Below are 13,670 nucleotides of genomic sequence, written 5' to 3' on the forward strand. Positions count from 1 at the left end.
CTGCACGTAAAGGCAGTACGAGGTTTGCCCGGCTTAAGTGATCGTCTTGCGGCTTGCAGCTTGTAGCTTGCAGCTGCTGTAAAGAGGTTTTGAAAAATGGCTGAACGTCTGAACAACGACTTCCAGTTCATCGAAGTGGGCCGCAAGGACCCGAAGAAAAAGCTGCTGCGCCAGCGCAAGAAAGAGTTCGTGGAAATCTACGAACCGTTCAAGCCGCAGCAGTCCGTGGAACAGGCGCACCGCTGCCTGGGCTGCGGTAACCCGTATTGCGAATGGAAGTGCCCGGTACACAACTTCATCCCCAACTGGTTGAAGCTGGTTTCCGAAGGCAACATCCTGGCCGCCGCCGAGCTGTCGCACCAGACCAACACCCTGCCGGAAGTGTGCGGCCGCGTGTGCCCGCAAGACCGCCTTTGCGAGGGTGCCTGCACCCTGAACGACGGCTTTGGTGCGGTGACCATCGGTTCGGTGGAGAAGTACATCACCGACACCGCCTTCGCCATGGGCTGGCGCCCGGACATGTCCAAGGTCAAGCCAACCGGCAAGCGCGTTGCCATTATCGGCGCCGGCCCTGCTGGCCTGGGCTGCGCCGACGTACTGGTGCGTGCCGGCGTGACCCCGGTGGTGTTCGACAAGAATCCGGAAATCGGTGGCCTGCTGACCTTCGGCATCCCCGAGTTCAAGCTGGAAAAAACCGTGCTCAGCAACCGCCGCGAAGTCTTCACCGGCATGGGCATCGAATTCCGCCTGAACACCGAGGTGGGCAAGGACGTCACCATGGAACAGCTGCTCGCCGAGTACGACGCCGTATTCATGGGCATGGGTACCTACACCTACATGAAGGGTGGCTTCCCGGGCGAGGACCTGCCAGGCGTGCACGACGCGCTGGACTTCCTGATCGCCAACGTCAACCGTAACCTGGGCTTCGAGAAGTCGCCGGAAGACTTCGTCGACATGCAGGGCAAGAAGGTTGTGGTGCTGGGCGGTGGCGATACTGCGATGGACTGCAACCGCACGTCGATCCGTCAGGGCGCCAAATCGGTGACCTGCGCCTATCGCCGTGACGAAGCCAACATGCCGGGTTCGCGCAAAGAGGTGAAGAACGCCAAGGAAGAGGGCGTGAAGTTCCTCTACAACCGCCAGCCTATCGCCATCGTTGGCGAGGACAAGGTGGAAGGCGTGAAAGTGGTCGAAACCCGCCTTGGCGAGCCGGATGCCCGTGGCCGCCGTAGCCCCGAGCCGATCCCGGGTTCTGAAGAGATCCTGCCGGCCGATGCCGTGGTGATCGCCTTCGGCTTCCGTCCAAGCCCGGCGCCGTGGTTCGAGCAGCATGGTATCCAGCTGGATAGCCAAGGCCGCGTGGTGGCGCCGGAGAAAGGCAAGTTCAAGCACCAGACCAGCAACCCGAAAGTGTTTGCCGGTGGCGACATGGTGCGCGGTTCGGACCTTGTGGTAACGGCCATCTTCGAAGGGCGTACCGCTGCTGAAGGCATCCTGGACTACCTCGAAGTCTGAAATCATTTAGATTTTGTATACAAAATCTATTGATCCAGGACATACCCATAGAGAAAAGGCACGGCAATGAGCCGTGCCTTTTCTTTGTGCGTCTGAGAAAATGCCCGCACTATTTTTCCGGATGCCGACATGACTGCCCTGAAGAACGATCGTTTCCTGCGTGCACTGCTCAAGCAACCCGTAGATGTCACCCCGGTGTGGATGATGCGCCAAGCCGGCCGCTACCTACCGGAGTACCGCGCCAGCCGCGCCAAGGCCGGTGACTTCATGAGCCTGTGCATGAACCCGCAGTTCGCCTGCGAGGTCACCTTGCAGCCGCTGGACCGCTACCCGCTGGACGCGGCGATCCTGTTCTCGGACATCCTCACCATCCCTGACGCCATGGGCCTGGGCCTGTACTTCGAAACCGGCGAAGGCCCGCGTTTCAAGAAGGTCATCAGCACCCCGGCCGACATCGAAGCGCTGCCAATCCCCGACCCACAGAAAGACCTGGGTTATGTGATGGACGCGGTCAGCACCATTCGCCGCGAGCTCAACGGCCGTGTGCCGCTGATCGGCTTCTCGGGCAGCCCGTGGACCCTGGCCACCTACATGGTCGAAGGCGGCTCGTCGAAAGACTTCCGCAAGACCAAGGCCATGGCCTACGACAACCCGCAAGCCCTGCACCTGCTGCTGGACAAGCTCGCCCAGTCGGTGACCAGCTACCTGAATGGCCAGATTCTGGCCGGTGCCCAGGCTGTGCAGATTTTCGACACCTGGGGTGGCAACCTGTCGGCGGCGGCCTACCAGGAATTCTCCCTGGCCTACATGCGCAAGATCGTCAGCGGCCTGATCCGCGAGCACGAAGGGCGCAAGGTGCCGGTGATCCTGTTCACCAAGAACGGTGGCCTGTGGCTGGAAAGCATTGCCGACGCCGGTGCCGACGCATTGGGCCTGGACTGGACCTGCGAGATCGGCGACGCCCGCCGCCGCGTGGGTGACAAGGTGGCCCTGCAAGGCAACATGGACCCGACCGTGCTGTACGCCAAGCCGGAAGCCATCCGCCAGGAAGTGGCGCGCATCCTGGCCAGCTACGGTCACGGCACGGGCCATGTGTTCAACCTGGGCCACGGCATTACTCCGGAAGTCGACCCGGAGCACGCGGGTGTGTTCATCAACGCCGTGCATGAGCTGTCGGCGCAGTATCATCAGTGATCTGAAGGCTGAAAACCCAAGCCCGGCCCTGTGCCGGGCTTTTTGTCGCATTAAGTTTTAATTCAGCGATCGTCGTTAATCTGGTCCCATCGAAACCCAAAAAGGACCCGATCCCCATGAAAGCACGTTATCTCGCCCTGATCCTCGCCCCTCTGTTCAGCACCGCCGCACTGGCTGCGAGCTATACCGGCCCCGGCGCCCAGTCGGTCACTACGGTGGCCGCTGCCAACGACGCTGCCGATGACACTCCGGTGGTGCTGCAAGGCTTCGTGACCAAGAAGATCAACAACGACGACAAGTACGAGTTCAAGGACAACACCGGCACCATCACCGTCGAGATCGATGACGAAGACCTGCCGCCTACGCCGTTCAATGACAAGACCAAGGTCAAGCTGACCGGTGAGGTGGAGAAGCACCTGATGAGCCGGGAAGTGGATGTGGATATTGTCGAGATCATCAACTGATCCGAGGGCCTATTCGCGGGTAAACCCGCGAATGGCCCTCAAGCCGTTTTCGGTGGAAGCTTGCTCAGGTGCAACGCCACCAGCAACGCCACCGCCAGCAAGCTGCCAATGAACAGCCCGATGCCATTCCAGCCCCACTGGTGCCAGAACACCCCGCCCGCAGTACCCGCCACGCTCGACCCGGCGTAATAGCTGAACAGGTACAGCGACGAGGCCTGCCCCTTGGCCTTCAGCGCCCGGCGGCCGATCCAGCTGCTGGCAACCGAGTGCGCGCCAAAGAAGCCGAAGGTGAACACCAGCATGCCTAAGATCACCATCGCCAGCGGGCTGGCCAGGGTCATCAGTAAGCCTCCCGCCATCACCACGATACTGGCCCAGAACACCTTGCGCCGGCCCAGCTTGTCCGCCAGTGCGCCGACCTGCGCCGAGCTGTAGATGCCAGACAGGTACACCACCGACAGCAGGCCGACCAGCGCCTGGTTCATATGGTAGGGCTCAGCCAGCAGGCGGTAGCCGATGTAGTTGAACAGGGTGACGAAAGCCCCCATCAGCAGGAAGGCTTCAAGGAACAACCAAGGCAGGCCGGCATCCTTGAAGTGCATGACAAAGCCGTCCAGCAGGCTGCGCGGGTTCATCGACTGTGGGCGGAAGTTGCGCGATTCGGGCAATACCTTCCAGAACACCAGCGCGGCCACCAGGGCCAGGCCGCCGATGGTCAGCATCGCCGTGTGCCAGCTGACGAAGTCGATCAGTACGCCAGTGATGAGCCGCCCACTCATGCCGCCAATCGCGTTGCCCCCGATGTACAGGCCCATGGCCAGGCCGATGTGCTGCGGGTGGATCTCTTCGCTCAGGTAGGTCATGGCCACTGCCGCCAGGCCACTCAACGACAGGCCGACCAGTGCGCGGGTGACCAGTACCAGCTCCCAGCTCGGCATCACTGCGCTGGCCAAGGTGGAGAGGGCTGCGCAAACCAGGGCAAAGACCATGACCGGCTTGCGCCCGATGCGATCAGAGATAGGGCCGGTGATCAACAGGCCGAACGCCAGCATGGCGGTGGCCACCGACAGCACCAGGCTGCTTTGCGCAGCGTTGATGGCAAATTCCTTGGACAACAGCGGCATCATCGGCTGAACGCAGTACAGCAGGGCGAAGGTGGCGAAGCCGCCGCTGAACAAGGCCAGCACGGTCTTCATGAAGGCGGGGGTGCCTTTTTCGATCCACATTTCGTTCAGGGGCGCAGGTTCTGGCTCGGCGGGAAGGGGGGCTACAGCAGTTTTCACGGGCGGGTACCTCTGGCGCAATGGAAAAAAGCATATAGCTGGCTAATGATTAGATCCAATATATTGTTCGACCTATTTGAGATGTTTTACGACCTGTTTGGAGCCGATCATGGAACTGCGCCATCTGCGTTACTTCATCGCCGTGGCCGAAGAGCTGCACTTTGGCCGTGCCGCGCAGCAGCTGGGCATCTCGCAGCCGCCGCTGAGCCAACAGATCCAGGCCCTGGAGCAGGAGCTGGGAGCTCGGCTGTTCGAGCGTACCAACCGTCGGGTGGAGCTGAGCGAGGCAGGGCGGTTATTCCTTGAGGAGGCGCGTCGGGTGCTGGCGCAGGTGGAGAAGGCGGCCGATGTGGCCCGGCGTGCTCAGCTGGGAGAACTGGGTGAAATGAAGATCGGCTTTACCTCGTCTGCGCCCTTCACCTCGAAGATCCCCAAGGCCATCCATGCCTTTCGCCAGCGTTTCCCGGCGGTGCACCTGAACCTCAAGGAAATGAGCAGCCGCGATGTCGCCGAAGGGGTGTTCGACGAGTCCATCGAAGTCGGGTTGATGCGGCCGATGCCGTTGCCTGAAGGTTTGCAGGTCACCGAGTTGTTTCGTGAGCCGCTGGTGGCAGTCATCAATGCTTCGCATCCGCTTGCCGAGGGCACTGAACAGGGTGTGCACATGGCGGCGCTGGCCCATGAGCCATTCGTGTTCTTCCCACGCAGTTATGGCAGCGGTTTGCATGCGCAGTTGCTGAGTCTGGCGCGTCAGGCAGGTTTCAGCCCGCACTTTGCCCAGGAGGCGGGGGAGGCGATGACCATCATCGGGCTGGTGTCGGCGGGGTTGGGGGTGTCGGTGTTGCCGGCGTCATTCCAGCGCATGCGCATCGAGGGGGTGGTGTACCGCACCTTGCTGGATGAAGGGGCGATGTCGGCGGTTTGGCTGGTGCAGCGCGAGCGCGGCAATTCGGTGATGGCCAAGGCGTTTGCCGAGCTGTTGACGGGGCAGGTGGTCGGCCAGGGCTGATGCCGGTCAAATGGCACTGGCCATTGCCGCAGTGCCGCCACATACTCGGGCATTCGTTGAAACACGGAGGTCAATCATGCGGCGCGTGGTGTTCAATCAGAAAGGTGGCGTGGGCAAGTCGAGCATTGCCTGCAACCTGGCGGCGGTCAGTGCCAATGAAGGCTATCGGACCCTGTTGATCGACCTGGATGCCCAGGCCAACTCGACCCAGTACCTTACCGGCCTCACCGGCGAGGACATCCCCATGGGGATTGCCGACTTCTTCAAGCAAAGCCTGTCCAGCGGGCCGTTCAGCAAGAAGAACAAGGTCGATATCTACGAAACCCCTTTCGACAACCTGCATGTGGTCACCGCCACGGCAGAACTGGCCGATTTGCAACCCAAGCTTGAGGCCAAGCACAAGATCAACAAGCTGCGAAAGCTGTTGGACGAGCTGGACGAGGATTACGACCGGATCTACATCGACACCCCGCCAGCGCTGAATTTTTACGCGGTTTCTGCACTGATTGCCGCCGATCGCGTACTGATTCCCTTCGACTGCGACAGTTTTTCACGCCAGGCCCTGTACGGCCTGCTGGCCGAGATCGAAGACCTCAAGGATGACCACAACGAAGACCTGCTGGTCGAAGGTATCGTGGTCAACCAGTTCCAGTCCCGCGCCAGCCTGCCGCAGCAGATGCTCGACGAACTGCTGGCCGAAGGCCTGCCGGTGTTACCGGTGTACCTGGGCAGCTCGGTGAAGATGCGTGAATCGCACCACGCCAGCCTGCCCCTGATTCACCTGGAGCCGAAGCACAAGCTGACCCAGCAGTTTGTCGAGTTGCATGATTTGCTGGAGGAGAGAGGTTAGACGTCTGTTAGGTATCAAGGCTGCCAGGTGCCTGGCGCAGCATTTTCGGCGCCTGTGAAATCGAGCGCCGCCCGCGCGGCGCTCGATGCCACAGCCGCCATCCTGCTAAAGGCATGCACCAGAAAACACACCTAAACCCCTTGGCTACGCACCCACTCCAGCAACGACTGAAGTGGAAACGCCCCGGCCTGGCGGCTGACTTCGCGGCCGTTCTTGAACAGCAGCAGGCTGGGGATCGAGCGGATGCCGAGTTGCCCGGCGAGGTTGCGGTTGGCTTCGCTGTCGAGCTTGGCCAGTCGGCAACGGCCAGCCAGCTGGCGGGCAGCCTGTTCGAAGGTGGGGGCGAAGGATTTGCACGGGCCGCACCAGTCGGCCCAGATGTCGACCAGCAGCGGCAGGTCGCCTTTGATCTGGCTGGCGTAGCTGGCTTCGGTGAGCTCGAAAGGAGTGCTCAGCAGCACGTCTTGTTTGCAGCGCCCGCATTTCGGGGCGTCACCCAGGCGCCCGGCGGGCAGGCGGTTGAGGCCGTTGCAGTGGGGGCAGGGGATTACCAGTGGGTCGGACATATCAATTCCTTGTATTGTTTTTGCGGGCCCTATCGCCGGCTGAGCAATCATCAATCAAGAAGAGCAGCTGATTTCCAGATGCTTGCCCCATTCCGGCGGTCGCTCAGCGTAGGCTTGCATGCCGGCTTGTTCCTCGAACGGCCTGGTCAGCACCTGATGCAACCGCCGCACTTCACTGTAATCCCCCGCTTCGGCCGCTTCGATGGCTCTCTGGGCCAGATAATTGCGCAGCACATACAGCGGGTTCACCGCATGCATCCGTTCACGGCGCCCTTCGGCATTACCGGGTTCACGCTCACAGCGGGCCAGATAATCTGCGCCCCAGTCATCGAAAGCGGCCAGGTCGATAAAATCATCGCGCACTAGGTTCAGCGCCTCGGCAACCGGCTGTTCACCCAGCTTTCGGAAGAACAGGCTGTAGTCCACACCACCCCGCTGCATGCACTGCAGCAGGCGCTCGACCAGCGCCATGTCGTCATCCTCGGCAGTGGTCAGGCCCAGGCGGCGGCGCATGATGTCCAGATAATGGGCCTGGTACAGAGGCAAGAAAAGCCCCAGTGCCTCCTTCAGGGGCTCCACCTCGATCACCGTGGTCAGGGCCTGTGCCAGCGCGCTGAGGTTCCAGTGGGCGATGGGCACCTGGTTGGCGTAGCTGTAGCGGCCACGGTCGTCGGAGTGGTTGCAGATGAAGTTGGCGTCGAAGTCATCGAGGAAGGCGTAGGGGCCGAAGTCGAAGGTGATGCCCAGGATCGACATGTTGTCGGTGTTCATCACCCCGTGGCAGAAACCATAGGCCTGCCAGCGGGCGATCAGTTCGGCATTGCGCTCGACGATGGTGCGGAACATGGCCAGGTACGGTTGCTCGGCATCCTGGCATTCAGGGTAGTGCTGCTGCAGTACATGATCGATCAGCACGCGCTGCTGCTCGGGCTGTTTGGTGTAGTAGAAGTATTCGAAATGGCCGAAGCGCACATGGCTCTGCGCCAGGCGGGTGAGCATGGCAGCGCTTTCGCGGGTTTCGCGCCAGACCGGGGTACTGGAGCCGACCACGCACAGCGCACGGCTGGTGGCAATGCCGAGGGCGTGCAGGGCTTCGGAGGCCAGAAACTCGCGGATCGACGAGCGCAGCACAGCGCGGCCGTCGCCCATGCGCGAATACGGGGTCTGGCCGGCCCCCTTCAGGTGCAGGTCCCAGTGTTCGCCTTTGTCGTTGAGCACTTCAGCCAACAGCAGGCCACGGCCATCGCCCAGGCGCGGGTTGTAGGAGCCGAACTGGTGGCCGGAATACACCATCGCGCGTGGGTCGGCTTCTTCCCACAGTTTGTGGCCGCTGAACAGCTCGGCGAACACTGGTAGGTCGGCCTGGGCGGGGTCGAGGTCGAGCAGCGCCATGGCCGACTCGCTCGCAACGACCAGGCGCGGGTCTGCGATGGGTTCTGGCAGGACCTGGGTAGAGAACGCATCGCCCAGGCGGGCGAAGCGGTTGTCGAAGGTGAGTTGGTCGAGGGCTTTCACGGGCTGCTCCTGAGATTCAGCACAGAATAAAGCATTCGAGCCCACTCAGGCCGGTGCAGTGCCATCCGGTTTGGGCTGCTCCATCGGAATCAACTGCTGTTTGCCGCCGTTGGGGTCCATCAGGAATACCTCGACCTGGCGCACCGAGATCTTGATGTTGTGCGCCTTGAACTCGCGGCTGATGTAGCGGTTGATCTCGTCCAGCGTCGGGTTGCGGTCGCCCAGGTCGCGTACGTGCATCCGCAGTTCGTGGTCCAGCGAGCTTTCGCCGAAGTTGAGGAAGTACACGATCGGTTCAGGGTCCTTGAGCACCCGTGGGTTCTCATGCGCACCTTTGAGCAGCAGGTCACGTACCAGGTCCAGGTCGGAGCCGTAGTCGATACCCAGTTTCAGCGTCACCCGGGTAACCGTGTCGGTCAGCGACCAGTTGATCAGCTGGCCGGTGATGAAGGTCTTGTTGGGGACGATGATGTCCTTGCGGTCGAAGTCGGTGATGGTGGTGGCGCGGATGCGGATCTTGCTGACCGTGCCGGACAGGTTGCCGATGGTGATGGTGTCGCCAATGCGCACCGGGCGCTCGAACAGGATCATGATGCCAGAGATGAAGTTGGCGAAGATTTCCTGCATGCCGAAGCCCAGGCCCACCGACAGTGCAGCCACCAGCCATTGCAGCTTGTCCCAGCTCACCCCCAGGGTGGACAGGGTGCTGACGATACCGACGCCGACGATGGTGTACGACAACAGCGTGGTGGTGGCGTAGGCGCTGCCCTGGGCCAGGTTCAGGCGTGACAGCACCAGCACTTCCAGCAGGCCCGGCAAGTTGCCGGCCAGGGCGAAGGTGATACCGACGATCACCAGCGCACCCAGCAGGTCGCCAAGGCTGATCGGTACCATGCTGGCGGCGGCGCCGGTGCCGCTGGTGTATTCGTAGAGGACGAAGTTGTTGAGGTAGGCGAACACTGAAATCAGGTCTGCCCACACCCAGTACAGGCCGGCGATGAAGCCGCCGAGCAGGGCCAGGCGAATCAGGCGCAGCGATTGCTGGTTGACCTGCTCGATGTCCAGCGTCGGCTCTTCGGTGATGACTTCGCCATCCAGCCCTTCCTTGGCCGCCGCCCGCTTGCTCAGCGCCCGCTGGTAGGCCAGGCGCCGTGCCGCGACCGACAGGCCACGCACGAATGCAGCCTCGATCACCAGCCAGAACAGCAGCAGGTACAGGGTGTAGATCAGCCGGTCGGTGAGTTTCAGCGCGGTGTAGTAGTAGCCGAAGCACACGGCGACGAACAGGGCGATGGGCAGGGCGGTGAAGGCCACGCCCACTGCCTTGCGGAACAGTGAAGTGTCGCGGTGTGCCGGGCTGCTGAGCAGCAGGCGGCTGAGCAGCCAGGCCATCAGTGCGTAGCACGTCAGCACCACGCCGATCCCCAGCACGTCGTCGGCCAGCGCCGAGGGCTGGTGCTCGGCCACCGCCACCACACCGACCAGCGCCAGCACCACGGTGCCCAGGCGGCGTACCCAGCCGCGCAGGAATTCGACCTGCGGCTTGTGCCAGCGGAAGTGGATTTCGGCCACGCCACCGGGGGCGAGGATGCGGTAGGCGGTGTAGAACACCAGCCAGGCCTGGGCCAGTTGCCAGAGGGCGGCGCCCAGGTTGGCGTTCTGCCCGCGGGCGTCGATCTGCAGGGCGTAGCTGCACAGCGCCAGGCCAAGGCTGACCGGCATTGCCAGCAGGATATTGATGAGGATTGCCTGGGGCGTGTGCCACTGGCTGTCACGGCGGAAGTGGCCGATGTCCTGGTGCACCTTGCCCAGCCGTTGGTACAGGTACTTGCGCCGCCACAGCAAGGCGCCAATCACCAGCAGCAATGGCAGGAACAGCAGCGGGCGCTGGCTGAGACCGTCGGCCAGTTCTTTCAGGCCCGAGCCCCACGGCAGGTTGGCTACCTGGTCGGCCAGGCGCTCTGGCACATAGCTCAGCCAGTCCCAGTCCAGCGGCTTGTTGCTGGGGATCCAGAACATCTGCTCGTCGAGGGTGGTGCGCAGGCTCTGCGCGGTGCCCAGCAACTGCTTCTGATTGAGCTGCAGGGTGATCGATTCGTTCAGCAGCGCCGACAGCTCGCGGTTCAACCGCTCCAGCAGGTCGCTACGGTTGATGGCCACTTCCAGCAGGGCCTTGCGCAGTTGAGGCGTCACCTCTTCCTGCGGTTGGGCAGCCAGCAGCTTGTCGACGTAGGTGACCGGGCTGCTCATTTGCTCGCGCTGCTGGTTGACCTCGAACTGGTACAGGCGGGTGTCGGCGATCTGGTCGGCCAGGTCGCGGTCGACCTTCAGGTGCGGCAGGGTCTGCTTCTGCTTGTAGAGGATCTTGGACAGCAACAGGCTGCCCTTGAGCACGTTGATCTGCTCGTCCAGCGCCTGGTCGGCCTGGGTCAGGCTGTCCAGTTGCTGTTTGGTGCGCAGGTTCTGCTGGGTCAGTTCGTTCAGGCGGTCGGTACTTTTCAGCAGGTAGTCGGAAAGCTTGAGGTTAAGCGCGCTTTCGGTGGCCAGCAGGCTGCTGCCGCCGGCCTTCTGGGCTTCGATGGACTGCTGGGTAACCGCCTCCTGAGACTGGGCCAGGCGCTTGTCGTTGATCAGGGTCTGCAGGTCCTGGATTTCCTGCTCCAGGCGCGTAGCGCGTTCGATCAGCAGGTCGTGGCGGGCGTTCCCCAGGTCTTGCAGCAGGCTGTTGCCGGCCAGCTCCTGGCGGCGCAGCAGGGTCAGCGCATTGAGCGAGGCCAGCTCGGCATTGAGCTGGTTGCGCTGGTCGGCGTTGATGGATTTGCCGCCGTCCTTGCCGGTTTTCAGGATGTTGTTGATCTGCTGGGTACGGGCCTGGCTGTTGCTGATTTCGGCCTGGGCGCGTTCCGGGCGGGTTTGAGAATTGATGATCAGGCTATTGGCTTCGGACAGCGCCTTTTGCAGCTCGCCCTGTTGGGTGTTGCGCTCGCTGAGCATCTGCTCAAGCTGCGGCACGCTCAGCGTGGCATACCGCTGGGCGACGGGCTGGGGCTTGCTTTCCTTGAGCCTGGCGAGCTCTTTCTGGCTGTCGCTGGTTTCTTTCGGGGCCCCGGCCAGCTGCTGCTTCAGCGCGGCAAGCTTCTTCTCGCTGTCTTCCTTGCTGGCCAGCTGGCTCAAGGTCTGTTCGAGCACCTGCTGCAGGGCCTTCTGGTCGGCCTCAGGCAGCTTGCGCTCAGCGATCTTGTCGAGGCTGTTCTGGATGCTGGCGGTGGTCGGGGCCTCTGCGGCAGTGGCCGCAAAGGAAAGGGACAGGCACAGCCCGAGCAGGGCTGTGCGAAGGTACACGCGCAGGGACATAGGCAGACTACTTGTGGATCCGGCAGAAACGAAGTTTAGAGGAACAATCCTGGTCCGGGTCGCGTTCCTTCGGGGAATCTGACGCCCACTTTCTGGATCTTGTTCCCGTCCATGGTCGCCACGGTCCAGATCGTGCCATGCCATTCGACCTGGTCACCTACTACTGGAGCGCCTCCGACCTTTTGTCGGATGAACTGCGCCAACGGCATTTTCGCGTCCAGGCCATCGAGTTTCAGGCCGTACAACGCTGCCACTGCGCCCAGTTCGGCATCGCCTTCGAGCACGAAATCGCCGAAGAAACGCAGGTCCAGGCCACGCTGTGGCGCCTGGCTGAACAGTTTGCCCAGGGCCGGCAGGTTGTGCTCGTGGCCGATCACGCAGAGCATGTCGCCTACTTCCAGCACGGTACTGCCCGACGGGTGCAGCAGTTGCTCGTTACGGAACAGGGCGGCGATCCGCGTGCCTTCGGGCATTTTCAGTTCGCGCAGGGCGGCGCCGATGCACCATTTTTCGGCACCCAGGCGGTACACGAACAGCTCCCACTCGCTGGTGATGTGCACTTCCAGGGCAGAGCGGGAAATCGGTGCCGGGTCTGGCGGTACGGTCACTTTCAGCAGCTTGGCCATCCACGGCAGGCTGGTGCCTTGCACCAGCAGCGACACCAGCACGATGAAGAACGCCAGGTTGAAGAACAGCTGGGCGTCCGGCAGGCCGGCCATCAGCGGGAACACCGCCAGAATGATCGGTACCGCGCCGCGCAGGCCGACCCAGGAAATGAAGCCTTTCTCGCGGCCATGGAAGGCCTTGAAGGGCAGCAAGGCGGCGACCACCGACAGCGGCCGCGCCACCAGGATCATCCACAGCGCCAGGCCCAGCGCCGGCAGGGCGATAGGCAGCAGGTCGTGCGGGGTGACCAGCAGCCCCAGCACCAGGAACATGCCGATCTGGGCCAGCCAGGCCATGCCGTCGAGCATGTGCAGGATGCCGTGGCGGCTGCGGATCGGCTTGTTGCCCAGCACCAGGCCGCACAGGTACACGGCGAGGAAGCCACTGCCGTGCAGGGCGTTGGTCAGCGAGAACACCACCAGGCCACCGGCCACCACCAGGATGGGGTACAGGCCGCCGGCCAGGTTGATGCGGTTGACCAGTTGCAGCATCAGCCAGCCACCGCCCAGCCCCAACAGGCCGCCGATGCCGAATTCGCGCAGTAGATGGCCCAGCAGGCTCCAGTGCAGGCCAGTCTGGCCGCTGGCGATCATGTCGATCAGGGTGACAGTGAGGAACACCGCCATCGGGTCGTTGCTGCCCGACTCGATTTCCAGCGTAGCGGTAACCCGCTCGTTCAGGCCTTTGCCGCCCAGCAGCGAGAACACCGCCGCAGCGTCGGTAGAGCCGACGATGGCGCCGATCAGCAGGCCCTGGATCAGGCTGAGGTTGAACAGCCAGGCGGCGACCAAGCCGGTGAGGGCGGTGGTGATCATTACCCCGACCGTGGCCAGCGACAGCGCCGGCCACAGTGCCACGCGAAAGCTTGCCACCCGTGTGCGCAGGCCACCGTCGAGCAGGATCACTGCCAGTGCCAGGTTGCCCACCAGGTAGGCGGTGGGGTAGTTGTTGAAGATGATGCCGCCACCATCCACACCGGCGACCATGCCGACGGCGAGGATGATGACCAGGATAGGGATGCCCAGGCGCGACGACAGCGAGCTGACCAGGATACTTGCACCCACCAGCAATGCGCCGATCAGGAACAGGCTATTGATGGTGCTTGCATCCAAAGGCAGGTACTCCGAAACAGCGGGGGAAGGGACGTGGTAGCGGATTTTTCAGCAAAAGCTAGCAGGTCGCGTGCCAATCGATTCTAACCTGAGGCTGATGCGGGCTGTAAAGCGATACCGCACTGTAGTTACGGCTTGCGGA

General features: G+C 62.5%; 10 protein-coding genes. 5 read left to right on the forward strand and 5 right to left on the reverse strand.

The window, feature by feature from the left end; genetic code table 11:
- The first annotated feature begins 96 nt into the window (after window positions 1-96).
- The 3 genes from FHW75_RS02210 (at window position 97) to FHW75_RS02220 (ending at window position 3,173) form a co-directional block, all read left to right on the forward strand.
- Entirely contained in the window at window positions 97-1,515 is a 1,419-nt protein-coding gene (locus tag FHW75_RS02210) for an FAD-dependent oxidoreductase (RefSeq protein ID WP_019098286.1), read from the forward strand.
- Between the two features lie 129 nt (window positions 1,516-1,644).
- Window positions 1,645-2,709, forward strand: coding sequence for a uroporphyrinogen decarboxylase (gene hemE / locus FHW75_RS02215; protein ID WP_019098287.1), 1,065 nt, complete (start codon window positions 1,645-1,647; stop codon window positions 2,707-2,709).
- Between the two features lie 116 nt (window positions 2,710-2,825).
- Window positions 2,826-3,173, forward strand: a complete 348-nt coding sequence (locus FHW75_RS02220; RefSeq protein WP_019098288.1) for a YgiW/YdeI family stress tolerance OB fold protein — start codon at window positions 2,826-2,828, stop codon at window positions 3,171-3,173.
- 38 nt (window positions 3,174-3,211) lie between these two features.
- Here FHW75_RS02220 and FHW75_RS02225 read toward each other — a convergent pair whose 3' ends face one another.
- Window positions 3,212-4,399, reverse strand: a complete 1,188-nt coding sequence (locus FHW75_RS02225; RefSeq protein ID WP_202607039.1) for an MFS transporter — start codon at window positions 4,397-4,399, stop codon at window positions 3,212-3,214.
- Between the two features lie 166 nt (window positions 4,400-4,565).
- On the opposite strand from FHW75_RS02225, the gene FHW75_RS02230 reads away from it, so the two are divergent.
- Together FHW75_RS02230 and FHW75_RS02235 are read left to right on the forward strand one after the other, a co-directional pair.
- Entirely contained in the window at window positions 4,566-5,465 is a 900-nt protein-coding gene (locus FHW75_RS02230) for a LysR family transcriptional regulator (protein WP_025752284.1), read from the forward strand.
- Window positions 5,466-5,541: 76 nt separating this feature from the next.
- A complete protein-coding gene (locus FHW75_RS02235; RefSeq protein WP_019098291.1) occupies window positions 5,542-6,315 on the forward strand; it encodes a ParA family protein in 774 nt (257 codons plus the stop codon).
- A gap of 131 nt (window positions 6,316-6,446) precedes the next feature.
- Here the strand turns inward: FHW75_RS02235 and trxC are convergent, their stop codons facing one another.
- From trxC to FHW75_RS02255, 4 genes are read right to left on the reverse strand one after another with little or no spacing between them, the layout of a single operon-like run.
- Window positions 6,447-6,881, reverse strand: coding sequence for a thioredoxin TrxC (trxC, locus tag FHW75_RS02240; protein ID WP_019098292.1), 435 nt, complete (start codon window positions 6,879-6,881; stop codon window positions 6,447-6,449).
- A 54-nt stretch (window positions 6,882-6,935) separates the two neighbouring features.
- Window positions 6,936-8,396: a protein adenylyltransferase SelO gene (selO, locus tag FHW75_RS02245; RefSeq protein WP_183673083.1), complete on the reverse strand. Its 1,461-nt coding sequence runs from the start codon at window positions 8,394-8,396 to the stop codon at window positions 6,936-6,938.
- A gap of 45 nt (window positions 8,397-8,441) precedes the next feature.
- Complete coding sequence (mscK, locus tag FHW75_RS02250) at window positions 8,442-11,750, reverse strand: mechanosensitive channel MscK (RefSeq protein ID WP_025752287.1); 3,309 nt, start codon at window positions 11,748-11,750, stop codon at window positions 8,442-8,444.
- Window positions 11,751-11,785: 35 nt separating this feature from the next.
- Window positions 11,786-13,528, reverse strand: coding sequence for a potassium/proton antiporter (locus tag FHW75_RS02255; protein WP_016712480.1), 1,743 nt, complete (start codon window positions 13,526-13,528; stop codon window positions 11,786-11,788).
- Window positions 13,529-13,670 lie beyond the last annotated feature (142 nt).

This window comes from Pseudomonas sp. OG7 (assembly GCF_014192825.1).
Taxonomy (GTDB): domain Bacteria; phylum Pseudomonadota; class Gammaproteobacteria; order Pseudomonadales; family Pseudomonadaceae; genus Aquipseudomonas; species Aquipseudomonas monteilii.

What these genes read in the sequence shown, in the direction of transcription:
- FHW75_RS02210 (WP_019098286.1), top strand. Translation starts at nt 97, where the DNA reads ATGGCTGAACGTCTGAACAACGACTTCCAGTTCATCGAAGTGGGCCGC.
- hemE (WP_019098287.1), top strand. Translation starts at nt 1,645, where the DNA reads ATGACTGCCCTGAAGAACGATCGTTTCCTGCGTGCACTGCTCAAGCAA.
- FHW75_RS02220 (WP_019098288.1), top strand. Translation starts at nt 2,826, where the DNA reads ATGAAAGCACGTTATCTCGCCCTGATCCTCGCCCCTCTGTTCAGCACC.
- FHW75_RS02225 (WP_202607039.1), bottom strand. Translation starts at nt 4,399, where the DNA reads ATGTGGATCGAAAAAGGCACCCCCGCCTTCATGAAGACCGTGCTGGCC.
- FHW75_RS02230 (WP_025752284.1), top strand. Translation starts at nt 4,566, where the DNA reads ATGGAACTGCGCCATCTGCGTTACTTCATCGCCGTGGCCGAAGAGCTG.
- FHW75_RS02235 (WP_019098291.1), top strand. Translation starts at nt 5,542, where the DNA reads ATGCGGCGCGTGGTGTTCAATCAGAAAGGTGGCGTGGGCAAGTCGAGC.
- trxC (WP_019098292.1), bottom strand. Translation starts at nt 6,881, where the DNA reads ATGTCCGACCCACTGGTAATCCCCTGCCCCCACTGCAACGGCCTCAAC.
- mscK (WP_025752287.1), bottom strand. Translation starts at nt 11,750, where the DNA reads ATGTCCCTGCGCGTGTACCTTCGCACAGCCCTGCTCGGGCTGTGCCTG.